This is a genomic window from Oceaniferula marina, from assembly GCF_013391475.1.
GTDB classification, from domain to species: Bacteria; Verrucomicrobiota; Verrucomicrobiia; order Verrucomicrobiales; family Akkermansiaceae; genus Oceaniferula; species Oceaniferula marina.
Window position 1 is genome coordinate 534,017 of the sequence record NZ_JACBAZ010000002.1, and the last position, 26,734, is coordinate 560,750.

Here is a 26,734-nt window from a genome sequence, read left to right on the forward strand (position 1 = left end):
TTTTATTGTTTAGGCAATAAGATGTTCTGAGCGTCGGCTGCTTCTTCAGTAGGGGAGCACTGCATGTTTCCCTAACACGAACACGAACACACACATGAAAACACACACAACCCATGAAAGATGGGGTCGTGCAGGGGGCTTGTTGCCATCGGTCTTGGGCCGGTTCGGGCAGCATAGTATACTTCTGATGACCTTTTGCTCCTCGGCTTATGCCTTGGAAATTGAAATCCCTACGGTGGCGGTAACCACGGTAGGTCAGGCGAAGACCTTTTCGCAAAGTGGGCATGACCCGGTGACTCTCAGTGGAGTGCTTGATGTTGCAGATACGCTGACGCTATCGGTAACGTCCGGAACATTAAGCCTATCTGGCACCACTGGATTAACCTTTGTCGCCGGGGATGGTGTGTCGGACAGCACGATGACGTTCAGTGGTTCGCTGGCAGATGTGAATGCGGCACTCGAGGGGCTTTCGTTTTTACCAAGTTCCGGAGCGGCGGGAAGTGTGACGATGAATTTGACGGTGGCAGGGACTCAGAGTGTCACCAATAGTTTGAAGCTTGCGGTGAATGCTGCGATTGATGCGGAAGCCGCAAGAGATCAAATCTTGGCAGGGGTGAGTTCACTAGCTGATCCTACGCAGCCTGGTCGTATGGTGGTGTATGGTGATTCTGCCTGCAGCATCAGCAACTACCCCGGTGCTGGAATCGATAACCCGATGGTTGCAGGTGCCAGATGGGGTGCGGGTAAGGTGATCGCCATGCCAGACCACCAGTGGCTGAACATGGGTAGCTATGGTGGCGATGCCAGTACGGGAACCTTCTACACCAATGGTATGGCTTGGCTTGCGGGATCCACAAGTCTGGGCGTTAAGGTTGTCACTTACAACAATCAGGCGAACGCAGACTGGCTCATTGCCCAAGGGTTTACGAATGTGGTGAATACAACGGCTGCCAACTTGGCTACCGATCTGGTAGGTGCGGATGTGTTTGTCGCCGGGTGGATTGGCACCAGCATCAGTCAGAGTATGAGTGATACCATACGTGATTATGTGACAGCTGGTGGAGGTTTGTTTATTTCCGAGTATGGTCCGGGTTACAGTTGGTGGTGGGGAAAATCGACAGAGGATATCCCTGGAAATATCCTTTTGCGTGAGGCAGGCATTGGTTTCACTCAGGCATGGCCCGCTGGAGGGGTGCAGACTATCAACCGCGGCAGTGGTCAGATGACTGGAGATGATGTTTTAGCCATCATTCAGACGCCGGGCAGCTACAGTGAATCTGAGAAAAATCTAGCAGCTTCCATTTTTGATAAACTGAATGCCGTGCTGAAGGAGACAGACCCCTTGCAGCTTCAGTTGGATGATGTGTTCTGGACAAAGATTGCGACGATCAACCCAACCCCGACGACACCGGTGAGTGACTCGCTGGAAAAAGCACTGCTGAATCGTGAGGGACAAATTTTGAGAGAGCTTCCTGTGGCTCAAATGACGGCTCACCGTACGGCCTTGCCCGTGGGAGCTTCCGCCGCCCGCGTGAACAAGTCGGTGACTTTACCGGAAACCGTGGCCGGTCACGATTACTGGGTGATTGACACCGGTCTTTATGCTGCACCCGGTGAAGTGGTGAGCATCACAGTGCCCGCTGCACTTGTCGGCATTGGCCTGGATGTTCAAATTGGCCACCTTCGTACGGATACGGGCGATACCAATTATTACACCATGCCTTATCAACAGCTGTTCTTTGATGTGGATACTGCGACCTTGGACGTGGCCAGCCCTCATGGTGGATTGTTGATGTTTGTTGCTCCTTCGGGAACCGAGTGGACCGGAGCCCAGTCGGTTCAGGTCAACGGCGCGGTCGAAGCCCCTTATTTTGAATATGGGGTGAATACCAATGCCGAGTGGATCGCAGGTGTGCGGGATCGTGAGACACCTTTCGGGGTTCTTGTTTCCGACACGCACGTATTGGTCATCGAGTCTGAACAGTATCTGCGCAGTTTGGATAACCCGGAGGGTGTGATGGAAATTCATCGGAACATGATCTGGTGGATTGATGATTTTTACAATTACCATCGCGGTCGTCCTTTGCGGACGCATCACGATTATCAACCGGTGGGTGGAGCGTCTTCGATGCCTCTATCCTATGGAATGGGATCGAATATCACGGATTACGACTCACTGGTGGTTGGAGGTGAGGCGCTTACCATGCATGAGCATGGGCACCACGCTGACCATAACAATATTTTGTTCCATGAGTTCGGCGAAACGGCTCCCAATCTGGGAGGCAAGTATGCCCAGCAAATGTACCTGCCGTTTTCCTGGAAGCAGGAACTCGATGTGGGGCGGATCAATAACTATCAGCGATCGCTGACGGATGACTTGTGGAACCACTACAACCACTACGCGGTGGATGTGAAAGGAACGTTTTATGATTCCGTTGGGGCAGTATTTGGCTGGGATAAAATCCGCACGATCGTTCATGCGATTAGTAATGATGCCACGATATCAACCGCACAGGATAAGTTGGATGCGCTCTTGGTTCATATGTCCCAAACCGTAGGATATGATGTGAGTCCGTTTTTGCAACAATGGCAGCTAAGCTTTAGTGCCACGGCCCTGAGCACAGTGAGTGTATTACCACAGTGGAATATGGTGGAAACCGTGGGTGAGGATATCATCACCAAGCAGGATGCCGCAGTGACATTCGGTAACCCTAGTTTGAATGACTTCAGTTATGACGGTACTTTGACTTTTACCGGGATGACGAACCCCACAAGCGGGTCCTTGGTAGACAACGGAAACGGAACCTACACATACACTCCGAACGCTGGGTTTACCGGTGATGATGTCATCCAATACACGGTGGTGAATGCTACTGGAAATACCTATACCGGCACCATCAACATCACCGTGAATGCCGCGGCAAACTACCCGACATTTGAATCCGGTGATACCCATGTATCCACAACGGGGTGGACAACCGTCAACCTCGGCGAAAGCTACAGCTCGATGGTTGTGGTGGCTCAGCCGGTTGTCACGGAAAGCACGCCCCCCGTGGTGACCCGGATCCGCAATGCTTCAGGTAATTCCTTCGAAGTGATGCTGCAACGTGCCGATGGTCAGTCGGGAGATGTGAGCAACGTGCAGGTGCGTTATCTCGCGGTGGAAGAAGGCGTCTATGACGTCGCCACCCACGGGGTGAAAATGGAAGCGGTCAAGTTTACTTCCAACGTCACGGATACCACCGGTAGCTTTGTTGGCGAAACCCGGACGATGGCTCACAACTTGTTTGATCATTACTTTATCCCCACCGTGTTTGGACAGGTGATGAGTTACAACGATACCGCGTGGTCGACATTCTGGTATAAACAAATCAAGGATAAGCTCCAAGTCGGAAAACACGTTGGTGAAGATACCAATGTGACCCGCGCCAACGAAACGGTGGGTTACATCATCATGGAAGCTGGCAGTCTGCAGATTGGCGATTACCGCATACAGGTGGGAGGTCTCGGATACGACGCTTACAATGGCTTCAGTGGTCTGAGCAATAGCACTGCCAGTCACGACTTCACTCGTTTTCCAACCATTACCTCGGGACTTGTTTGCGCTGATATTTCGGTGCCATGGGGAGGATCCAACCCCGGCGACGAAGGGTTCTGGGTGGTGCAAAAACAAGGAGGCACCGGTAATACGATTGCTGCTACAATACTCGAAGATCAGATTGCAGATGCTGAACAGGATGCCGGAAACAAAGGAGGCTCCTATTTGTTGGTGTCTTACACCGGAAATAATCCTGTAACTCGAGATGATAGCGCTGTGGCCTTGGAAGGCTTTAGTTCGCTGATCGATCTTCTGGGCAATGATGTTGCAGGACCCAACGGGTCACTGAGCATTACCGGATTAACTCAACCAACGAATGGAACGGTGGTCGATAATGGAGATGGGACTGTGACCTACACCCCCAATGCTTCATATACAGGACCTGATGCTTTCACCTACACAACCAACAATGGTAGTGGATCAGACACGGCGGTGGTGAACGTGGATGTGCAGGCAAGTTCCATCAGCCAGTCGGGAATCCAACGCGACAAATGGACCAGTGTGAGTGGTGGTAATATCTCAGACCTCACAGGCAATGCCAACTATCCTGATAGTCCGACATCAACATCGATTCTGACTTCTTTTGAAGCTCCCACCGGAGATGGTGACAGTTATGGTCAACGCTTGACAGGATATTTGGTTCCTCCCACGACGGGAGACTATACGTTCTGGATTGCTTCTGATGATGACGGCGACCTCTATCTCAGCACGGATCATCAGGCGGCGAATGCCAGTCGGATTGCCTATGTAGATGGGTGGACCAGTGAGAAAGCGTGGACTGCCAAATCCTCCCAGACTTCGGCGACGATTTCGCTCGAAGCAGGGAAAGCGTATTACATTGAAGCCATCCATAAAGAAGGTGGCGGAGGTGATCACCTTGCGGTGGCTTGGCAGGGTCCGGGAATCGCTCAGGCAGTTATCGATGGTCAGTATCTATACACCTTGGGTAATAGTGGTCCTAGCGTGGCCAATGCGGTAGCGGATGTGCAGGTGAATGAAGATGCTGCAGATACCGTGCTTGATCTGAGCAATGTGTTTGCGGATTCTGATGTTGGTGACCCTCTGACGATTGAGCTTGCAGGTAATACCAACGGAGCTCTGGTAGGTGCTGTTCTGAATGGAACACAACTGACTCTGAGTTATGCACCCGGACAGTATGGTACGGCACAAATTTCCGTGCGAGCTCTTGATCGCTTGAATACGGTGGCTGTCGATACCTTCCAGGTGGAAGTGGTTCACGTTAATATGCCGCCCGTCTTGGGGGATGCTGTCTTTGCTGTGGCCGAAGACGTATCTGTGGCAACGACGGTAGGTTCGGTTGTCGGATCTGACCCCGATGCAGGAGATGTTCTGACTTATAGCATCACTGCGGGGAATACCGGAGGCGCATTTGCCATCGATTCCAACTCAGGGTTGATCACTGTGGCATCTGGTCTGAATTATGAAGCGGTGTCAAGTTACGCTTTGACGGTTCAGGTTTCGGATGTCGGGGGTCTAACTGATACGGCTACGGTTACCGTGAATGTATCCAATGTGGATACTGAGGATTCTGATGGTGATGGAGTGCTGGATGCGCTTGAAATCGCCTTAGGCACAGACCCCAATAGTGCAGCGTCAACGCCTGGATCTTCTTATGTCAATTTATTGGCATGGATGAAAATGGAAGAAGGCACCGGAACAACAAGTGCCGATTCGTCAGGCTACGGTCGCAGTGGTGCACTGTCTGGCTCTCCATCATGGATGAGCGGATATGTCGGCAGTCACGCCATCGATTTCGATGGGGTAGACGACACGTTGACCGTGAGCCCTTCTTTGGGGGTAACCAGTAATACGGCAACCATCAGTGGTTGGATCAAACGCAATGGAGCGCAAGTGGATTATTCCGGTGTGGTCTTTATGCGGGGAAGTGGCATTGCCGCTGGAGTTGATATCGCAGGTAATACTTTGCGATATCACTGGGATAACGGGCATTGGGGGTGGAACTCCGGTCTCACCCCTCCTGACGGTGAATGGTGTTTCTTCTCGCTGGTCATTGAACCCACAAAGGCAACCATGTATATGGGAACTCAGGATGGTGTCTTGCAGTCGGCTGAGAATGTGGCGACTCATTCCGCAGAGACATTAACAGCTCCTCTGCTGATCGGTCAGGATTCCAATAGTTCGGCCCGACGCTTCAAAGGAGGTATCGATGATGTGAGGTTCTTTAATCGCTCGATGAGCAGTGCTGATATTCAAACTCTCTTTGGTGAAAGTTTGCTGAACAGTGCTCCCAATGCCACGGATGCCAGCTTCAACCTAGCCGAAGGTGTTGCGACGGGTTCAAGTGTGGGAACCGTGACAGCGTCAGATATCAACATCAATGACACATTGAGCTATGCAATTACTGCAGGTAATACGGGAGGCGAGTTTGCCATCAACAGCAGCACCGGTGAGATCACCACAGTGGCTGTCCCTGATTACGAAACGGTCAGTCAGTATGTGCTCACGGTATCCGTTGCTGATGATGGAGCGCCGGTTGAGACTGATACGGCAACAATTACAGTGAATGTTACCAATGTCAACGAGGCCCCGGTCGCAAATGCCACGGGTGGAAGTATTGCCGAAAATGTAGCAAGTGGCGCTAGCATCACAACGGTTGTCGCTAATGACCCAGATGCCGGTGACTCGCTGAGTTATGCCATTACCTCAGGCAACGCCGGTGGTGAATTTGCCATCAACTCAGGCACTGGTGAAGTGACTACGACAACCGCACTCGATTATGAAACAGCTCAGCAGTATGTGCTAACTGTCACGGTATCCGATGCCGGATTACTAGCAGATACCGCTACGGTGACTATCGATGTGACAGATGTGAATGAGGCTCCAACAGCCAATGATGCCAGTGGCGCCGTGGCTGAAAATCTGGCCCCGGGAACCTCAGTGGCATCGGTTGTTGCCAGCGATCCTGATGCCGGTGACGCCCTGTCCTATACCATCAGTTCAGGTAACACAGGCAATGCTTTTGCTATTGATAGCTTAGGGAACATTACCACCGCTGCAGCATTAAATTTCGAAGCCATCAGTAACTATCTCTTAACCGTGACGGTTACCGATAGTGGTTCGTTAAGTGATACCGCCACCATCAATGTGACGGTGAATGATCTTAACGAGGCTCCCGTTGCTAACGATACCAGTGGTAGCATAGCAGAAGATGCTGCCATCGGTTCAGCCGTAGCTACGGTGATGGGCAGTGATGTTGATGCCGGAAGTGTCCTTAGTTATGCCATTACGGCAGGGAATACTGGCGGTGCGTTTCTCATTGATAGCAGTGGTCATATCACAACCGCGACGACACTCGATTTCGAGACCGTTGCAGCTTACTCGCTGACGGTTTTGGTCACTGACAATGGAGCTCTGACGGACACCGCCAATGTATCAATCACAGTGACTGATGTGCTGGAGGTAACCACACCATCGGTTGCTACCGGCGCGGCCAGCAACTTGACCCAGAGCAGTGCGGACGTTGCCTACAGCGTGACCGATGACGGAGGTGAAGACCCGACGCTTACTCTTTACTATGGAGAAAGTGATGGGGGATCTACCGCAGGTAACTGGACCAATAGCCAGGCCCTAGGAACACAATCTACGGGAGCCTATAACACAACGCTTAGCGGACTGACTGAAGGAACCGCTTACTACTTCACCGTTCATGCTAGCAATAGCGCGGGCGAGTCATGGGGGGCGAGTGGTAGTTTCACCACGGCGGCCGATACATCACCCAAACTGGTTCGGACCACAGTGAGTAATGTTAGCAATAGCAGTTGGACCAGCGTTGACTTGGGTAAAAACTACAACTCGGCCGTGATTGTTGCGACCCCGATATATGATGGGACTAGTCAGATTCCCGTGGTGACACGGATCACCAATGTGAGCGGTAGCGGCTTTGATCTGAAAATCGACCGAGTCGATGGATTAAGCACAGCACACAGCGTCGATGTGTCCATCATTGCTGTCGAAGAAGGTGTTTACACCCAGGCAACAGACGGCGTGACGATGGAGGCTGTAAAATACACCTCCACAGTAACGGCGGAGAACAATAGTTGGGTGGGTGAATCCAAGACCTACCAAAATACCTATACCTCTCCCGTGGTGGTCGGCCAGGTGATGAGTGCGAATGACGCGAACTGGTCGGTGTTTTGGAGTATGGGGAACTCTCGCACGGCTCCGGCCAGCGCGTCGGCGCTCAATGTCGGAAAACACGTCGGTGAGGATCCCAATACAAGCCGAGCCAACGAGACAGTTGGTTACATCGTGATTGAATCCGGAAGTGGTGTCATCAACGGCGTTGCTTATGAAGCTGCTCTGGGTGCAGACAGTGTGCGAGGCTTAGGTAACTCATCAAGTCCTTATACCTACAGCTTGAGTGGGAACTTGAGTTCCGTGAGTGCGGCTGCGGTGAGCATCTCCGGTATGGATGGTAACAATGGTGCCTGGGCCGCGTTGTCGGGTTCGCCAGCATTGACGACGACCAGCATCGGACTGCATGCCGTTGAGGATCAGCTGAATGATAGTGAGATGAGTCATACGACAACCCAGGTGGGTTACCTGATTGTCGAATAAAAGATTGCGGGCAACGAAACACACACACAATGAGAAAGGCGTCCTCTTGATTGAGGGCGCCTTTTTTTGCGGTTTGAAATACCATTCCCACATGCTAGTTTGTCGGAATCGAGCAATGGTAAAGAGATTGCTGAGAAAGTAAGTCAGCATAGCTGATGAGAAGCAAAAGCGGTGCTTCTTTGGTTTGAATTCAGCATTTTGCCTCATCCATGTGGTTCGCTACATGGCCTCGTCATGCATAGCCTTTTATGATGTTAAGTCTATGTTAGGTTGATGCTTACCTTGTTTTTGTTCAAGTCACACAAGGCCTCCTTTATATATGCCTCGAATAGGGTAAAGCGTAACAAGAAAAATGCTTTTTGTAAAAGAAAGCGATGGCGCGAAATAATTATAGATGAATTTAGATTCCTTTTTTAATGACGGATGGCATGAATTTGGACGCTCAACCATAGGATCGATTCATATTGAGTATCTTATGATACGTTGGGTGTTTGAATGTATTACGTGTAAAAATGGTTTTTAATAAATGGTTAAATCGTGTGTGTCTGTTTCGACCTTTTCATCAAAGGGCGCAAGAGAGTGGGTGGATGTCGAGAGGGCTGGGGAGAAATAGGGTCGTGTCATCCTTGGTCTTTCTTCTGTGTGCTTTGCCATTGGTAGCTCATCCTCCTCAGAATTTAATGAAGGTTGGCTTTGAATTGAAAAAGGATTCATTGTTTTGCACCGCAGAGGTTCATTATGGGGAGCTGTATTCCTTACAGAGAAAACAGGGGGGGGAGGTGAGTTCGAAAGATTTTCCTTCGATTGTCAGGTCCTTTCATATGAATTGTCCTGTGAAGATCGATGGTGTCTTGATTGAGCCACAGTTGGTGAGTTTTGATCGTCCCGGCAAGGCATGGGGGATGCATTATTTGGATCACGCCTTACCGGATGAAGAGATTCGGATCGCACGCATTGTCTTGAAATACGATTGCCCTGATGTGCCAGAGCAGGTCGCCGTGAGTTGGCAGTTAATTCCACGTGCAATGGATCGTTTGGAGATTCCTTTTGTGCATGGCGATACGACCGTCATGTTTCCAGTGAGTCATGGGCAATCGGATTTGACTTGGCAGCCTGATAGCGAAGCAGCCAACAAGCATGAAAGTTCCTTTGGACCGGCACAGCGAGAAGTTTCACGAAGCAGAGGGGTGTCGCCTGATGATACATCGCTTGAAGCCGGGTCTTCTTCATCTGACGAAAAAGCCGTTCACGCTATTCCTTATGCCGCTGGCGTTTCGGGCGTGATCATCCTTCTTGCCTTAGGGCTATGGATTTTACGCCCCCGCAGAAAATCATAAACCATAGAAAACAAAACAATGAAACACACATACACACTGACGAAATGGCTTGGCTTTGCCGGGCTATTATCGACTCCTTTGCTAGCTCAGACTCCGGTGACATGGGAATATGTCACGAGTCCTGAAGCTTTGACCCTATGGGAGTCTCACCGGGATACGGCTGATTATATTTTGGTCGAAGGTTCGGGGCCATCGAGTAACCGCTTGGACCACTTCTATTTGTCTCACTATAAGGAAGGAAATGGTGCGGCAATGGCGGTGTCCATGGAGGATATGGTTGCGGATTACAATTACCGAATCGACTGCGCCGTGGATGTGATGTTACGGGGAATCGATCGCACTGCAGATACCGGAGGATTGATCGAAGACAAGCCTCTGCTTAAACACATTTATCATCGCTACTCGCCATTTATGAAGATTTGGAAACTTGACAGTGTCAGGGTGGATTGGCCGATGTATGACGACTCGGATCATAAAGCGATGCACACTCCAATCAAAGATCGTCTTGGGGTCGAGTATTGGGGCTTGGGTGATCACAACTGGGGGGTGACCGGAGCAGGAGCGGCTGGAATCTGGGCGAACTCAAAAATTTGTTCAACCCCATATGTGGAGGTTACGGGATCGGACTGGGCATGGATTCATGAAGGTACCCATGCGCATCACAAATTGGGACACGGAAACAAAACACGCGAATTCAAGATAGATCATATCGATGGTGAGGGGCGCGGGCTCACAAGAAATGCGACCTTTGGGCCGACTGGTGGCCTTTGGGGGCAGTGGCACAGCTATATGGGTAAAGGGCGTGAGATGCCGGAGACCTATGATGGAGTCATCAGCTTGTTTCCTTCCGGTTCTTTGCTTAAAGACAACCGGTCCTCTTATATGGATCTGCTCAAGGACAATGCCTATCACTCAGAAAACCGGACGGATAACGTCATTCACGATTACTATAAAGCGTTTGATCCGATTGATTCGCATACTTACAACACCTATGCGTTGGTGGACCCTCAAAGCTTGCATGTAAATGTTGCGAGCACGGATGTCATTTTGATTCGTTGGTATGTGAACGGAACCGAGGTTCTCAGTCAGCGTGGATCGGAGGTGCTCGACGTCGCCGCTCTTGATTTGGCTGCTGGTGAATACCGCATCACGGCTGAAGCTTACGACTCTGCGATCGATTATGCTTTTACCGGAGATGCGGATCTGGATTTGGTGCGTTATGAATACGAGCAACTTTGTGACAAGACCGGATGGACCGTTCAAATGACCGGCGGGGGGTCGAATGACTATTCACAAAATGCGACACTGACCCTGGATGGGGATGGTGCGTTGAGTGGAGGTAGTTTCAATACGGGGACGGGAGGCAAAACGGTTGTTCTCCCCTATAACAAGCAAGTGGCGACCTTGACTGGTTCATCGAATCTGAGCATGGATGGAGTGCGTATCGAGGGAGATTATCTTATCTCGGGTGGGGAGCTGAGTGTCGCAACAGGTGGAATGCATGCACTGCCAAACAGCAGCGCGGTTCTTGGATCCAACATGACCTTTGCGGGTGGATTGACCAAAACCGGTCATGGAGAGATCACCTTGGCTGGCGCGAATAGTGTTGGGAGTAATGAAATAGATGTGCAGGAGGGCACGCTTATAGCCGCATCTTCGGGCGCCTTCGGTGCAGATTCCAATCTAACCATTCGGCGTGGTGCCGAGGTGAAGCTGAATGCCGGGGTGACCCTTGCGAACACAACGATGGAGGGCTTCAGTGCCATTTGGGCTGACTCTGGATCAGGGACAGCGACCATCAACAACCTGAGCCTGAGCCGTATGGGTGACAGCACGATAGGTTATCAATTTCACGGTTACTTAAAGATGGGCACGGGTAATCTGGCCATCGGAGGAAACAGTATCTTGACGAACAGTGTCTTGGTTCTCACGGGAGACAACCCAACGGGTGACTTTGATATGAACGACGAAAGTAATGTGATTGAGTCACGTCGTCATTGGTTCACTGATATGGGACGCGGTGGCATGTTTACGATCGGAGGATCGCTTAGCGGAACCGGAAGTATGATTTGCAAACATGGTGGCGAGGTTCGCATCACCGGTGATGTGGACCTTCAGGGTGAGAGTGATGATCCTACATATTTCAACGGGATGATGGTGGTGATGTATGGCACCCGACTGGTTGTCGAGCCGAGTGGCAGCCTGAGTGCCGACACTATTTCGATCGATCCGGTATCGAGCTTCGAATACAATGCTACGGTTCCGTTGACCTCCCGGATCATTCCTCCTCACATGACGAGAACGGGTGAGGACGAAACCTTGGATTTGAATGGTTTCTTTGGAACCTTGGGTGGCACAGGAGACATTGCTACCCAGGTGGTGATGCGTTATGGTTCGGCCATTGCACCGGGTGTGTCCGGTCAGGTGGGGCGGCAGAATTTTACGGCCGGTATGTTTGTGGATAATATTGCCAGTTACCAATGGCAGCTCGGGGATGCTGCGGCTGCGAATGATGCCGATGGTATCCCGACGGGTTGGGATGTGATTAGGGTGACTGGTGCGCTCGATCTCAATGGTGTGGTGCCCAGCAATTTGTGGATCAGTAAGGGAAAGGAGGTGACCGAGCCTGCAGACGAGGTGGTGGATATGACGATTTCGATTTCAGATTTGGGACGTTCATTGGTGGAAATGAATTTCGACCCAACGCAAAGCCAAAGTTTTGTTATTTTGCAGGCAGACACAGTCACTGGGTTTTCTGCAGATAAATTTACGATTCACGTGGATGCTGAATCAACGCTGGCAACTGTTGGTGGTGCGTGGTCAGTGGAATTGCAAAATGGCAACCAGGTTGCGCTTGTATACCAACCTGGAGCCGGAGGGAACGCCGCACCAACATGGGTATCATCGGAAATTGATTTACCCGTCGCGATTGATGGCAATGCCTACACAGGGTCTCTCAGCACCTATGCTTTGGATGGAGATGGGCAGCCACTTTATTTTACCAAAATCTCAGGGCCGGAATGGCTATCAGTCGCTGCTGATGGCAGCCTTAGCGGAACACCTGCTGCCAGTGATATAGGCTTGGCTGTCTTTGTGGTGTCGATGACGGATGGCATCGAGGCTGCGGTCAATGCAACCTTGAATATTGAGGTGTTTTCGAACGAACTGGCCTTCAAGTCAGGAACGCTGGATTACGGAAGGGCTCGCATAGGTTCTGATTATTCAGATAGTCTTGTTCGTGATGTGATTGCACCCTCAGCATACACGGTGAATGTGCTCTCAGGGCCGGCTTGGTTGTCGGTGGATCCTGATGGCTCGCTCTCCGGTCGGCCCACAGCATCGGATGCAGGTGCTAACAGCTGGCTGGTGGAGTTGAGTGATGGCACGAATACCGATACGGCAAACCTGACACTTGTTGTCTTTGATGCCTTACCTGCTAGTTTGACCAATGCCAGTTTTGAAGATCCAGCATTGGCCACAGGCGCGTTGAGTAATGACATCAATGGATGGTATGATGGTGTCGGCTATACATATACCCAGGATGATTCGGCTGGAGCTGATATTTATCCGGACTCTCCCTATGGGGATAACTGGGTGGAACTCGGTCGCGGGCGCTGGCTTTATCAGCAGATAGGGACTTATGAAGAAAATATCGATGTGACCGTGCAGTATTTGGTAGGTGCCAAATCCGGAACCGCAGCGACGACGACTTACGTTGAGTTGTATGCCGGGGGTGATGTTGGGCTCGCTGCAGATTCCAATGTGAAGTGGGGGGCGAGCAACCCTCTGATCAATACGGTGGGGGCGACACTTGTAGCCAGTTCGGTTGGAACACCAGCTCCGGCGACGACCCAGGAGGTTTCTGTTACACTAAGTACGGGGGCAGGCCATACTCCGGGTTCTCCACTTTGGTTGGTGATCTATGCTATTGATGCATCTTCCCGCACGCTCATTGACAATGTGCGGGTCAGCTATGAGGCTCCACAGGTGCGCCCACTGTTTATAAGCAATCCGGTTGCTTTGGCTTCAGCCTCGGAGGACTTGGCATTCAGCGGGACGCTCGTTGGCAGTGCCAGCGATGACAATGGGGATAGCCTCACGTTTAGTAAGGTTTCGGGGCCTGCATGGCTCACTGTGGCAAACGATGGAATGCTTTCAGGCACTCCCTTGCATGCTGACATCGGTCTGAATACTTGGGTGGTCGAGGTGTCTGATGATCATGGTGGAACCGACCGAACGGAATTGCAAATCGAGGTGTTGTCCACGAACAATTCACCAACGGCAGGCGATGCGACGTTTGCTGTTTCCGAGGATGCGGGTGTGGGAACCAGCGTCGGTGTGGTGACTGCCAGTGATCCTGATGCGACGGACAGCCTGACGTATGCTATCACATCAGGGGATAGCGCGTTTGCCATTCATCCCGCCAATGGAGAGATTGTGGTGGTCGGAGTTCTTGATTACGAAGAGAATGCTCAGCACCTCCTGACGGTGATGGTTACCGACGGTGAAGGGGCCAGTGGTACGGCGACGGTGACGATCGACGTCAGTGACGTGGCGGGGGATGATTCCGATGGTGACGGGCTTGATGATGCCTGGGAGCTGGTTCACTTCGGCGGGACCTCCGCGCAGGATGCTACGGGTGATGCCGATGCCGATGGATTCTCCAACGAAACGGAACAAGCGCTGGGCACCAACCCAACGGATGCGGCCGAGCCCAATCGTTTCACCGACGCCGGAGCGACGGTCGGCAACATCTGCGATCCTGCCAATTGGTCGGGAGGAGTCTTGCCGGGTGTTGAGGCTGGCTACATCACTGGGGATGCAGTGTGGTGGAAAGGTGAGGATGTGAATAGCCCGGGCACCGGGAGCACGTCAGCGGGGAATAATATCATCACCGGTTATCAGCTGGTGGTCACTGGAGGCACTTTGAGCCGCAATACAAGCTTCATTCCGGAGTTTACCGACTGCATCATCAACTTGCAGGGAGGCAACATGAGCAACGATGGCCCCGGTGGTCGTGTCTTCCGTATTTCCGGAAGCACCGTTATCACGGTCGGCGCAGGCAGCCTGCTCGAAGCGGATTCAGACAACGACAGGATCGAATATCAAGCGGACGGTGTCGGTCAAGCTGCTGTGATTGTGGCTGGAGGAGTGGTGGATATTGGCACGTTGAGCGTGAGTTCTGATCCTGTGCCGTATGCCTTCCTTGAACTTGCTGCAGGTGGTGGCTCGGTCACGACAAATACGATCGACCTCAATGTGGCCGGGCCTTACATTAACTTTGTTACCGGCACGACAGGAACCTTGACGGTGAACGGGGCGGACAGCTCTTATTATCAGTCGCTGTGGGATAACGCTAGCCTGAGGCTCGACTCCGCCAATGCGGTTACTTTTGCTGCTTACTTTGAAGTGAGTGGCTCGACACTCTCGCTTCGTAGCGCACCACTCAGTGCACCAGTGCTTGACGATGTTTCGCTGGCGCTGGACGAAAATGCAGCGGCAGGCACGGAGCTGGGCACGCTGGCGACGGCAAGCAGCACCGGTGTTCTGAACTGGTCGCTGACCGACGATGCAGGTGGCTTGTTCGCTATCGACTCCGCCACTGGTGAAATCACCAATACGGCAGCTGTGGATTTTGAAACGGTGCAGAGCTACACGCTGATTGTCGAGGTCAGCGATGAATCGACTCTGGCTGATACCGCGACGATTACGGTGAATGTCAATGACGTGAATGAGGCTCCTCTTGTTGTCAATTCCAGCGGCTCGGTGGTCGAAAACCTAGCCGCTGGAGAGCTGGTGGCTACGGTGTCCGCCACGGATCCGGATGCGGGCGACACGCTTGCTTATGCGATCTCGGCAGGCAACACTAGCGGAGCTTTTGCCATTGATGCTAGTGGGGCGATTACGACGACCAGTCCGTTGGACTTCGAGTCGGTGAACCATTACACACTCACAGTTGCTGTCACTGACCTGGGGGGGCTTAGTCGTCAGGCGACGGTGACTGTGAGTGTTATTGACTCGAATGAAGCTCCTGCTCTAGCCGATACGAATGTCACCCTCGCTGAAGATGTGATGATGGGATCGAGTGTGCTGACGCTGACTGGTTTCGATCCTGATGCCGGAGACAGCCTGACATACGCCCTGGTTTCTGGAAGTGGTTTTGCCGTCAACAGCAGCACCGGTGAAATGACCACAACCGCTGGGCTTGATTATGAAGCCTCCACGCAACATGTGCTCACTCTGAGTGTGACCGATGCCGGTGGCTTAAGTGACACCGCGACGGTGACGGTTGACGTGAGCAACGTGAACGAAGCACCCGAGCTTGCCGATACGAATGTCACCCTCGCTGAAGATACGATGATGGGATCGAGTGTGCTGACGCTTGGCGGCACCGATGTGGATGCCGGAGACAGCCTGACATACGCTCTGGTTTCTGGAAGTGGTTTTGCCGTTAACAGCAACACCGGTGAAATGACCACAACCGCTGGGCTTGATTATGAAGCCTCCACGCAACATGTGCTCACCGTGAGTGTGACCGATGCCGGTGGCCTAAGTGACACCGCGACGGTGACGGTTGACGTGAGTAATGTGAACGAAGCACCCGAGCTTGCCGATACGAATGTCACCCTCGCTGAAGATGTGATGATTGGATCGAGTGTGCTGACGCTTGGCGGCACCGATGTGGATGCCGGAGACAGCCTGACATACGCTCTGGTTTCTGGAAGTGGTTTTGCCGTCAACAGTAACACCGGTGAAATGACCACGACGGCTGGGCTTGATTATGAAACCTCCACGCAACATGTGCTCACTCTGAGTGTGACCGATGCCGGTGGCTTAAGTGACACCGCGACGGTGACGGTTGACGTGAGTAACGTGAACGAAGCACCCGAGCTTGCCGATACGAATGTCACCCTCGCTGAAGATGCAGTGATTGGATCGAGTGTGCTGACGCTGACTGGTTCCGATCCTGATGCCGGGGATTCGCTGAGTTACGCCCTGGTTTCTGGAAGTGGTTTTGCCGTCAACAGCAACACCGGTGAGATCACCACCACCGCAGAGCTCGATTATGAAGCCTCCATGCAACATGTGCTCACTCTGAGTGTGACCGATGCCGGTGGCCTAAGTGACACCGCGACGGTGACGGTTGACGTGAGNAGCTTGCCGATACGAATGTCACCCTCGCTGAAGATACGATGATGGGATCGAGTGTGCTGACGCTTGGCGGCACCGATGTGGATGCCGGAGACAGCCTGACATACGCTCTGGTTTCTGGAAGTGGTTTTGCCGTCAACAGCAACACCGGTGAGATCACCACCACCGCAGAGCTCGATTATGAAGCCTCCATGCAACATGTGCTCACTCTGAGTGTGACCGATGCCGGTGGCCTAAGTGACACCGCGACGGTGACGGTTGATGTGAGTAATGTGAACGAAGCACCCGAGCTTACCGATGCCAACGTTAGCCTCGCTGAAGATGCGGTGATTGGATCGAGTGTGCTGACGCTTGGCGGCACCGATGTGGATGCCGGAGACAGCCTGACATACGCTCTGGTTTCTGGAAGTGGTTTTGCCGTCAACAGCAACACCGGTGAGATCACCACCACCGCAGAGCTCGATTATGAAGCCTCCATGCAACATGTGCTCACTCTGAGTGTGACCGATGCCGGTGGCCTAAGTGACACCGCGACGGTGACGGTTGATGTGAGTAATGTGAACGAAGCACCCGAGCTTACCGATGCCAACGTTAGCCTTGCTGAAGATGTGATGATTGGATCGAGTGTGCTGACGCTTGGCGGCACCGATGTGGATGCCGGAGACAGCCTGACATACGCTCTGGTTTCTGGAAGTGGTTTTGCCGTCAACAGTAACACCGGTGAAATGACCACGACGGCTGGGCTTGATTATGAAGCCTCCACGCAACATGTGCTCACTCTGAGTGTGACCGATGCCGGTGGCTTAAGTGACACCGCGACGGTGACGGTTGACGTGAGCAACGTGAACGAAGCACCCGAGCTTACCGATGCCAACGTTAGCCTCGCTGAAGATGCGGTGATTGGATCGAGTGTGCTGACCCTTGCCGGTTCCGATCCTGATGCCGGGGATTCGTTGAGTTACGCGATTACAAGCGGCAGTGGCTTTGCGATCAATAGCACCACCGGTGAGATCACCACCACCGCAGAGCTCGATTACGAGACGGAGACGCAACATGCGTTAACGGTCAGCGTCACGGACCTTGGAGGCCTGAATGATATCGCGACGGTGACGATCAATATTGCTGATGTCATTGAGATGCCAGAGATAGCCACAGGGGCAGCATCGAATCTGGCAATGGAGTCGGCAGATGTTGCTTATACCTTGAATGATGATGGCGGTGAGTCGACAAGTGTGACGCTCTATTACGGTGAGACGGACGGCGGAACGAGTGCCGCTGCCTGGACGGGTAGTCTCTCTCTCGGTAGCCAAACCGAGGGGGGGTATATGGCGAACCTTACTGGCTTGGTCGAGAACACGATGTACTATTATGCCGTAAGCGCCTCCAATAGTGCGGGCGAGGCCTGGGGCGGAAGCGGAAGTTTCACCACACTTGCCGACACCTCACCGAAGCTGGTTCGTACGACGGTGAACAACGTCAGCAGTAGCAATTGGACAACGGTTGATCTTGGGAAGAACTACACATCTGCTGTGATTGTTGCCACGCCGATCTATCCGGATAGTAACCGGCCACCGGTTGTGACTCGGATCAAGAACGTCAGTGGGAGTAGCTTTGATTTGAAGCTCGACCGTTGTGATGGCTTGACCTCGGAGGTGAATCTGGATGTTTCGATCATCGCTGTGGAAGAGGGGGTTTACACGCAAGCTCTTGATGGTGTGACGATGGAAGCCGTGAAGTTTACCTCGACGGTGACGGCACGAAAGAACAATTGGAATGCCGAAGCCCAAAGCTTCCAGAATAGTTATACCTCTCCTGTTGTGGTTGGTCAGGTGATGAGTGCCAATGACTCCCATTGGTCGGTTTTCTGGAGCATGGGAGGGAGCCGGACAACACCGGTCAATGCCGGTAGTTTAAGTTTGGGCAAACATGTCGGTGAAGATAGCAATACGACCCGGGCTGATGAGACGATCGGTTATATTGTGATTGAGTCCGGAACTGGCACCATCAATGGCATCGCCTATGAAGCAGGTCTGGGTAGCGACATTGTGGAAGGTGTTGGTGAAACGTCTACCGGGTGGAGCTACAGCCTGAGTGGTCATTTAAGCACTACAACTGCAGTTGCGCTGAGCCAATCGGCGATGGACGGCAATGATGGCAGCTGGGCGGTTCTGTATGGGAACTCAGCATTCGGCCCGACATCGTTGACGACTGCTGTTGATGAGGATGTGATCGGAGACAGTGAGCGGAACCATGGAACCGAGCAGATTGGTTATATTGTGTTTGAATAATTCGACAAGGAGCCTTTGTCTTACCCCTTGCCTCTTGTGTTTTTTCACAGAGGCAGCAGGGCGAATAGACTAGGAACTAACAGCCTGCGGTGCTGAAAAGATTCACATGATTGAAGAGGATTTACAGGATTTTTATAGAGGGTAGCGATAGGTTTTGGACAAACCTTGATCTTTGAAAATTAAAAATCCTGACCATCCTGTCAGCGCCGCAGGTATCACCGAGATAATCTCCCTGATGTAGGAGTCCTGACGGAGGCAGGATGTTTTTTTCTCGCCTCGTGGCGGGATTGATTTATCAATGCTCTATGCAGATGAAAACCTTGATAGCTTGTTTTTTGTGTATCGTGGGAGGGTTCATGATTGGACGTGTGATTCCCTCGAGTGGGGGAGATGCTTCTGCGCCGTCATCTCAAGAAGGATTGGATGAGGTGCGGGTTGGGCATCGGACAGCGTCAACAGCAAATGGGGCGGGCGCCAACCGGCGGACCCGGTCGGCCGCTGATGCCGCGGTGTTGGATCTGGATTCCGGCCTTGCTGACCCTGATCGTGATGGACGACTGGTGGTTGTGCCGGCATCCTTGCTAGGGACACTCAGCCAGGCCGCCGGAAAGCGTTCGATGGATCAGGATTTGTTTAGCCAGGATGGTGCACTGGAGGCTTATTTACAGATCACAGACCGGGAAAAAAAATACGTGCAGCAAGCATGGCGCTCGGTGCAAAAGGAGATGCGGCAATATGAAAGCAATGCCGCCCAAGCGGAAGATCTCGATGATGGTTCTGTCAAAATTACGGTGCCTGACATGAGTTTGGCGATGAAAGGCTTCGGAGATGAGTTTTCGGACACCGTGAAAAATGCACTTGGTGAGAACCGGGCAGATGCCTTTTTGCAGATGAAACAAGTGGGGCGTTTGCTAACAGCTGTGGAAGGTGAGCAGGTGTATAAAGTAAAAGTGGAATCTGTCGGCGATGGCCGCTGGCGATACCATATGGCTTATGAAAGCCCTGGCGGTCGTCGGGTCTGGGTGGGTGAGCGTGTACCGGATGCCATCCGCCATTTGACGGATGCGGCTAATATTGACCCCGATATGAACCCTGAGGAGTCCGGCGGGGTGAGCGAGGAGTAATACCACTCCACAAAACAGACGAGACGATTGATCGTTGTTGAGGTATGTGGAAAAGCACTGCGTGATCCATGAGAGTTCCGGATGAATGACTCCTTTGGCTTTGTTTCTCCTTAGTCATGGTGCCCGCACCATTGCTTCGTCGCGCCTTACCAAAGAGCTCATTCATCTCGGCTATCGTCCCGTCTGTTTACGACTTGGTATAAGACCTGTCCGGCGTTGGTGTTTTTTGTGATGATTACCAGAGTTCAGGCTGTTCCAGAGCTTGGACGCATTTGATTTTTTCAGCACTCGTAGGAACCATATCTGAGTCGAAGATCAAGGCCTGCCAACCGTTCGGGTATTCAAGTTCATACGGGGGGAGGTATGGTGCCGCCAAATCTTCTTGGAAGCCGAACCGTCCGTAATAATTGGGGTCACCATAGACGATGAGCGAACCGATCCCTCGTTGCTTCAGCATGTCGATCCCATGATGCACAAGTGCTGAACCGATTCCCTTTTTGTGTTGTCCAGGAATGACGGCCAGAGGAGCCAGAATATAGCCGAGGAGTTGGTGCTTGTTGTTGGACCAAACCGGGCTGAAGGCAACATGCCCGACCGGGAGGTGGTCGAGTTTGGCAACAAGGTGGATTGTTTCAGGGATGGTGGGTTCATGCAGCAGGTCGCATGCAAGTCCTGCAACAAGCTCGTTTTCACTGCTGTCAAATGCTTGCAGATGGATTCGGCGTACCTGAGCCTCGTCTGATATTTTTGCTTCTCTGATGATCATGTTTCGCACGGTTGGGGTGTTTGCCTCAAGAGGGCGAGTGTGCTCAGTGCTCATCTGTCCGTCCAGAAGAAAATCGGAACCCGAAAGGCAGGGCGAATACGCTAGAGTCTAACAGCCTGCGGCGCTGACAGGATTTACATGATTGAAGAGGATTTAGAGGATTTTTTTAGAAGTAAGTGATAGGTTTTAGGAAAACCTTGATCTTTGAAAATGAAAATTCTGACCATCCTGTCAGCGCCGCAGGCAGCACCGAGGTCATCTCCCTAATGGAGGAGCGCTGACCCGAAAGGCAGGATAGGAAATCTGGACCGGCTGAATCAACGTGCGTGCCGATTATTTAAGTGTCCGGATATAGGCGAGTAGGTTGGCAACACTTTGTTCGTCCATGTTGTCGATCAATCCCTTGGGCATAACGGAACGTCCGTTGACAAAGCCTTGGGATCGGATGTCGCTCGCGGAAATAAATGCCGAGCTGCCTCCCATAAATCGAAGGGTTGATCCTCGTTCATCTTTCTTTTCCAGATACCCTTCGAGAGTGGAGCCATCTTTTTTGGTTACTCGATAGAGCGTGTAGTTGCCTTCCATGGCAGCGTCCGGATCGAGAATGGCGGTGAGAAGAGCTTCATTATCACGGTGGGCGGAGCCATCCAGTGCCGGAGCAAAGCCTGCTCCTTCGTCGCCAACGGCGTGACAGCTCAGGCAGAGGGCCGTGAACAAGGGTTTGCCCATGACCGGGTCTCCACCTTTTTTATCTGCGATGGTGATAAAGCGTTTAAGGGTTTCCTGTTGTTGGGCTTTTTCTTGTTTTGCTTTTACCTGCATGTCTGCCAGCAGAGATTTGGCTTGTTTGTTTTTGCGGTGGCTCTGATGGATGCGCTCGGCCTGGCTCAGGGTGAAGTCGCTTTCCTTGAGCTGTTTCTGGCTGAGTAGTTGGAGTAGGATGCCGCCACCCTGAGGGCTGGCGGACAGGGTGCTGACGAGATCGCTTTTTTCAGCAGGGTTGATTGAGCTCAGTAGATCACTTGTGACTCGAGTAGCAAATTTACTGTCTTGTTTGGCCAAACTGGCTAGGGCGAGTTTTTTGAGCCCGAAAGAAGTGCTTTTATCTTTCAGTAAGTCAGCTAACAAATCTTTGTTTTTGCCTCCGGTGTGCTCCATTGCTTGGAGGCACAGCCTTTTCATGGCATCACTCGATGCGGGGTTTTTGAAAATGGCGATGATGGCATCGTGTTGATTCGGTATCTTGAGTCGGCCGACAGCTTCAAGACCTCGCTGTTGGTCCTTGGAATCTTGTTGTTCAAGTAAGTGGTTGGTTGACTTCTGTAGGATGCGTGACAGCTCCGGTGACTGCACCTGGTTTTGGTGTTTGAGCGCGAGTTTAATCGTATGCTGCGCATGTTTGGGATCCTCAAAGACAGGGGTAAGAGCTTTGAACACGGCTGGACTCGAGAGTAGCTGGCTAACAGCAATGAAGGTGGAGTCGTCGAGCTTTTCTATCTTGGCTTGTTGCCAGATGCGAAGGAGTTGAATCTCCCTTTCTTTTTCAGGAAGTGCCTGGCTTGCCCACAGCAGATGACTGACAGGTTGGGTTTTGGCTTTTTCTGTTCCCAGATACTGTTGGAGCTCTGACGGGTATTTTTCCAAAGCCATGCGGGCGAGGTAACGTTCGAAGCTACGTTCGTAGGATCCTCCCAGTTTCAGGCCGGGGAGCTCTGGTCGGCAGGCTGCAACGAGGAGATGGATGCTGTTGGCATCGGCCTGGTTGATCTCAGACAAGGTTCGAAGCGCTTGTGACCGGACCATGACGTTGTCGTCGTGGATATGGTTTGAGAGCAAAGCTGCGACTTCACCCGCTTTGAGTGAAAAGCTGGCGAGTGAGCGAACTGCCTCTCTGCGCAGGTCTCCATCGTCCTCTTTGAGTAAGTTGCTGATCAGGGTGGAGTCATAATGAGCAATGCCTTCCAGGGACCATAGTGCGTGAATGCGAGTAGTGACGTCCCGATTCCTATCGGCTGCCATGGCGACGAGAGCAGGCGCAGCTTGCGTGACTTTTCGATCGCTGATTTGGTGCCACGCGGCTCGCTTTTCCCATAGTGAGTCAGACAGCAAGTGGTTCACGAGTTGGGTATCGGACACTTTATACATGTTAGGCACTTCGCGGGCTTTTTGGCTGACGTGGCGAATGCGCCAGATACGGCCATGTTTTTTATCTCGGTCGGGGTGCGTGGTAGGAAGTTCGTTGTGGGAAATGATTTTGTTATACCAGTCCGCAATGTAGAGGCAGCCGTCGGGACCAAACTCGATATTGACGGGGCGAAACCAATCATCATCCGATGTCAGCAGGTCGGGTAGATGTTTCGCCGTGATGGTTCCATCCGGGTTGCGAGCGATCCTGACGGCATTGATTTTACTGGTGATCGGGTTGGCCAGGAAGGCAACATCCTTCCATGCCGGTGGGAATGACCCTGAGCTGTCATCGGCGAAAGCTGCTCCGGAGATGCCGGTGCCGCCGACCCGGAATGAATGAGGAGCTGGCATCCATGGTTGATAGGGGCGGATGCGGTCGTTGCCGATTCCTCTGAAGCCAGTGCCGGGCTCCATGGGGACAATCGACCAGCCCATGTCATTGGCCTCGGTGCCATACCACTGACCGTTGTTGCGCAGTGTGAACCCCCAGATGTTTTGGAGTCCGGAACTGACGAGTTCGAGTTGTTCACCATCGAGTGAGTAGCGTGCGATTTTGCAGTAATCGATGCGGGTCTTTTGGCCGCTGCGCACTGCGGTGACTTCCCCTTTGTTCAGAGCGCCGTGGGAGAAGTGGATCCAGTTTCCCGGGCCCCGCACCAGCAAGTGAGCCATGGTGTGGGTATCGGTAAACCCGAATCCTGTTAGGATGGGGGTGCGTTTGTCAGCCTTGCCGTCGTTGTTGGTATCACTGAGGGCGAAGAGTTCGGACCCTTGGGCGACAAAGGCACCATTTTTATGGGGAAGGATACTTTGAGGAATGGCCAGTCCGTCAGCCCAAACATCCACTTTGGCTTCTTGTTTTGAGCCGTAAAGGTTCGAGAGGATCAGGATTTTGTCCTTCCCTTTGGTTTTCCCTTGATAGAGATCGAGGATTCTTTTGAATTCGGGTACTTTTTGTTGTTCCTCGGGGTGCTCCATGAGTTTGAGCAATTTGTTCCATGGGATATCCGCAACAGGGTCCAGTGGATACATTTCGGCGGTCTGCGTCCAGAGTCGGCCAGCATCGTCGAATGTCAGGTCGATGGGGTTGATGATGCCGTCCTTTTCACTGGCGACGAGTTCGATGATGAATCCTTCCGGGAGTTTGAAGCCGGCGAGTTCTTCTTCCGGGCTGAGCACTCCAGTTCGGCTCGACCCGGTTTTTTTGGCTAAAAGAAAAGGGCTGGCAGCGATTGTTGCGGCGAGGATGATGCTGGTATTTTTCATAGGCTCTGGAGAGTTGACCACGGATCACACTGAAAACTCGGAAGGTTTTAGTGTGTCTCGTAGATGAATTATAGTTCTTTGATGGTGACGTTTTTGAACTCGATTTTGGCGTTGCCACCACTATGTAATTGGATGCCGATGATTCCCTTGGCTGGTATGTTAGTGTCGAGTTCAGTGAATTCATTCACCTTGACGCCATTGATGAAGAGTTCGTGACGGTTGCCAATGCAGCGGATGGTGTAGCTGTTCCAAGCATCTTCCTTGAGGGTTTTGAAGAGTTCTTCGGTATTGCCTTTGACGAGGGCTTTATTTCTCCGGTGTTCGTCGTAGATGTCTCCCCAGTAGCCTTTGCCAATGTCCGCCTGGTAACCGATGATTTTTCCATTTTTAATCTGGGACCGGTACTGAATGCCGCTGTTGATCAGACCGGTTTTGTGATCTCCGCTCAGGCGGAATTCGCATTTGAATTCGAAGTCGCCATATTCTTTGGTGGTGCATAGGTAGGTATTGCCTTTGACCTTGTTCTTACCATCTCCGCTTGTGATCACTCCGTCGACAACGGACCAACGTTTGGCATTTTGGGTTTTGCAGGTTTTCCACCCGTTCAGGGACTTGCCATCGAAAAGGGAGACGGAATTCGGGGTCGCTTCGGCAAATAGCGGAGAGACTAACAGAGTGAGGATTAGCAGAGGTTTCATGTATATGTGATTTTAGAGGTTGAAGTCGAAAACGACGAGACGTTCCAGCTTGGGTTGGATGAGATCGACCACTTTAAGGTGGTCTGGATGTGGTAGATAGGCGTCACGGGCTTCGGGGGAATCGAAGGTCATGATGAATCCGTGAGTGAAACCATCATTGAGCCCCTCGTCGGATTGATAGGGGCCGTGTTCGACACTTTGCAGGCCGGGGATTTTGTTTTGAAGATCCACGAGCGCTTCGAAACAGGCGTAGATTTGCTCCTGGGTGATATCAGCTTTGAATTGGAATACTCCGAAATGTCTGGTCATGGTTAGGTTGTGGTTCGGGTTGGTTGTTGTGTTCAATTACGTTGAAGTCATACGGTGGTTTATCCCCAAGGGTTTATTCGATATCCACATGCATGTTCACTGTTGAATGAAGGCGAATACGCCCTTTTTATTGCTAATGGCTATGTCGACTTTTCCGTCTCCATTGAGGTCACCTGCGCTGATTTGGCGCCCGACGCCGGAATCATCATCGATGAGGTAGGGAACGAGTTCCGTCTTGCCATCCGGGTGGCGGGTGGTTCGGAACCAGTAGAGTACGGCGGGGTCTTCGGCCCCCGGATCTTTCCCATTGTGGGCGTAGTAGCATTTCCCGGTGACGATGTCCCGGATTCCATCGCCATCGATGTCGGCACTTGCCATGGCGTGCGGTTGGGAAAAACAGACTCCGTAGGGGTTGCCATCAAGCTTGTCTGTCATGACGGTATGGGCTTTGAAGTGGATTTTTCCACCGTGTTTGATTTGTTCATACCATGCGAGGCCATACCGGTGGGCGTTCAATGCGGTGACCACGTCATTGAGGCCGTCACCATTGATGTCGAAGCAATACATTTGGGCTCCTCCTTGTTGGGGAGCGAAGGGGTATGGGTGATGCTTCCATGGTGATTGACGATCCCAATCTTTCGGTTGTTCCCACCATCCGGATTTTTCCAAGATGTCTGTGAGGCCGTCTTGATTGATATCACCAACGCCCAGACCGTGGGTGTATTTGTGAAATTGGCGTGGTTGCTTTGAACTAACAGGGAGGACTTTCCATGCTTGTTTGGATGCGTCCGTATTTTTGTCGCTCGGAATAGCCAGCGTTATTTGACCGTGACTGAATGCGAGTAGTTCCGGCCGCTTGTCTCCAATGACATCGACAAGTTGCGGGGATTCATTGCAGATGTTTTTTTGCCCCGGATGGTGTGGACAGGATGCTTTTTGATTGTCAGCCGGGAGTGGTTTTTTTCCAGGGTTTATGGCCCACTGGCTGTCTTCTCCGGGAAGTCCGACGTTGATGAGATCCATCCATTTGTCTTCGGTGAGGTGGAGAGGGAAATTAAAAAAGTGTCGGGAGTAGCCAGAGAGGCCGGGGCCTTGGATGGGTGGATAGATTACGGGAGCGTAAGCATGGCTTTGTTTGAATTCGGGTCCCTGCCACCAGAGGGGGCCGGCAATGATATCCATATGCCCGTCGGCATTGAGGTCGCCGATGGCAGCTCCTTCACTGACGTATTTGTCGAGAAGGGTGAGCTTGGTGAATTTGACCTCAGTAAGTGGTGGGAATTTTGGAGTGCCATGGGCCGGAGCAAGCAGAGAGAGCGAGGTTGAGGCAACGGCCAGAGCTTTGCCTAGAGTGCTTGGTGAAATGTTGGTGAGTGATCGGAACATGGTGATGTGACGGGGGGGGAGTTT

General features: G+C 52.2%; 10 protein-coding genes. 5 read left to right on the forward strand and 5 right to left on the reverse strand.

Translation table 11 applies throughout. The features are described 5' to 3' along the window. The first annotated feature begins 94 nt into the window (after positions 1–94). The 5 genes from HW115_RS06655 (at position 95) to HW115_RS06675 (ending at position 20,098) form a co-directional block, all read left to right on the forward strand. Entirely contained in the window at positions 95–8,197 is an 8,103-nt protein-coding gene (locus HW115_RS06655; RefSeq protein WP_178931806.1) for a cadherin domain-containing protein, read from the forward strand. 491 nt (positions 8,198–8,688) lie between these two features. Then, the gene (locus tag HW115_RS06660; protein WP_178931807.1) at positions 8,689–9,534 is read left to right on the forward strand and encodes a hypothetical protein; all 846 of its coding nucleotides are present in this window, start codon (positions 8,689–8,691) and stop codon (positions 9,532–9,534) included. 2,688 nt (positions 9,535–12,222) lie between these two features. Continuing rightward, a complete protein-coding gene (locus HW115_RS20335; RefSeq protein WP_425498136.1) occupies positions 12,223–16,731 on the forward strand; it encodes a cadherin domain-containing protein in 4,509 nt (1,502 codons plus the stop codon). Then, positions 16,728–18,974 carry a cadherin domain-containing protein gene (locus HW115_RS06670; protein WP_178931809.1) on the forward strand — a complete coding sequence of 749 codons (2,247 nt, stop codon included), beginning with the start codon at positions 16,728–16,730 and terminating at the stop codon, positions 18,972–18,974. Before HW115_RS20335 ends, HW115_RS06670 begins: the two co-directional genes overlap by 4 nt. Positions 18,975–19,285: 311 nt before the next feature. After that, positions 19,286–20,098, forward strand: a complete 813-nt coding sequence (locus tag HW115_RS06675; protein WP_178931810.1) for a hypothetical protein — start codon at positions 19,286–19,288, stop codon at positions 20,096–20,098. 235 nt (positions 20,099–20,333) lie between these two features. Here the strand turns inward: HW115_RS06675 and HW115_RS06680 are convergent, their stop codons facing one another. The 5 genes from HW115_RS06680 to HW115_RS06700 all read right to left on the reverse strand — a co-directional run bounded on the left by HW115_RS06680 (position 20,334) and on the right by HW115_RS06700 (position 26,710). Next, on the reverse strand, positions 20,334–20,864 hold the full coding sequence (locus tag HW115_RS06680; protein WP_178931811.1) for a GNAT family N-acetyltransferase: 531 nt from the start codon (positions 20,862–20,864) through the stop codon (positions 20,334–20,336). A 333-nt stretch (positions 20,865–21,197) separates the two neighbouring features. Next, a complete protein-coding gene (locus tag HW115_RS06685) occupies positions 21,198–24,317 on the reverse strand; it encodes a DUF7133 domain-containing protein (protein WP_178931812.1) in 3,120 nt (1,039 codons plus the stop codon). A gap of 68 nt (positions 24,318–24,385) precedes the next feature. Next, complete coding sequence (locus HW115_RS06690) at positions 24,386–25,015, reverse strand: 3-keto-disaccharide hydrolase (RefSeq protein ID WP_178931813.1); 630 nt, start codon at positions 25,013–25,015, stop codon at positions 24,386–24,388. Positions 25,016–25,027: 12 nt separating this feature from the next. Further along, positions 25,028–25,324, reverse strand: a complete 297-nt coding sequence (locus HW115_RS06695; protein ID WP_178931814.1) for a Dabb family protein — start codon at positions 25,322–25,324, stop codon at positions 25,028–25,030. Between the two features lie 96 nt (positions 25,325–25,420). Then, on the reverse strand, positions 25,421–26,710 hold the full coding sequence (locus HW115_RS06700; protein ID WP_178931815.1) for an FG-GAP repeat domain-containing protein: 1,290 nt from the start codon (positions 26,708–26,710) through the stop codon (positions 25,421–25,423). Between the last annotated feature and the right edge of the window lie 24 nt (positions 26,711–26,734).

Excerpts from the sequence above, each read along its gene's own strand:
- HW115_RS06655 (WP_178931806.1), top strand. The coding sequence starts at position 95 with ATGAAAACACACACAACCCATGAAAGATGGGGTCGTGCAGGGGGCTTG.
- HW115_RS06670 (WP_178931809.1), top strand. The coding sequence starts at position 16,728 with ATGATGGGATCGAGTGTGCTGACGCTTGGCGGCACCGATGTGGATGCC.
- HW115_RS06675 (WP_178931810.1), top strand. The coding sequence starts at position 19,286 with ATGAAAACCTTGATAGCTTGTTTTTTGTGTATCGTGGGAGGGTTCATG.
- HW115_RS06680 (WP_178931811.1), bottom strand. The coding sequence starts at position 20,864 with ATGATCATCAGAGAAGCAAAAATATCAGACGAGGCTCAGGTACGCCGA.
- HW115_RS06685 (WP_178931812.1), bottom strand. The coding sequence starts at position 24,317 with ATGAAAAATACCAGCATCATCCTCGCCGCAACAATCGCTGCCAGCCCT.
- HW115_RS06690 (WP_178931813.1), bottom strand. The coding sequence starts at position 25,015 with ATGAAACCTCTGCTAATCCTCACTCTGTTAGTCTCTCCGCTATTTGCC.
- HW115_RS06695 (WP_178931814.1), bottom strand. The coding sequence starts at position 25,324 with ATGACCAGACATTTCGGAGTATTCCAATTCAAAGCTGATATCACCCAG.
- HW115_RS06700 (WP_178931815.1), bottom strand. The coding sequence starts at position 26,710 with ATGTTCCGATCACTCACCAACATTTCACCAAGCACTCTAGGCAAAGCT.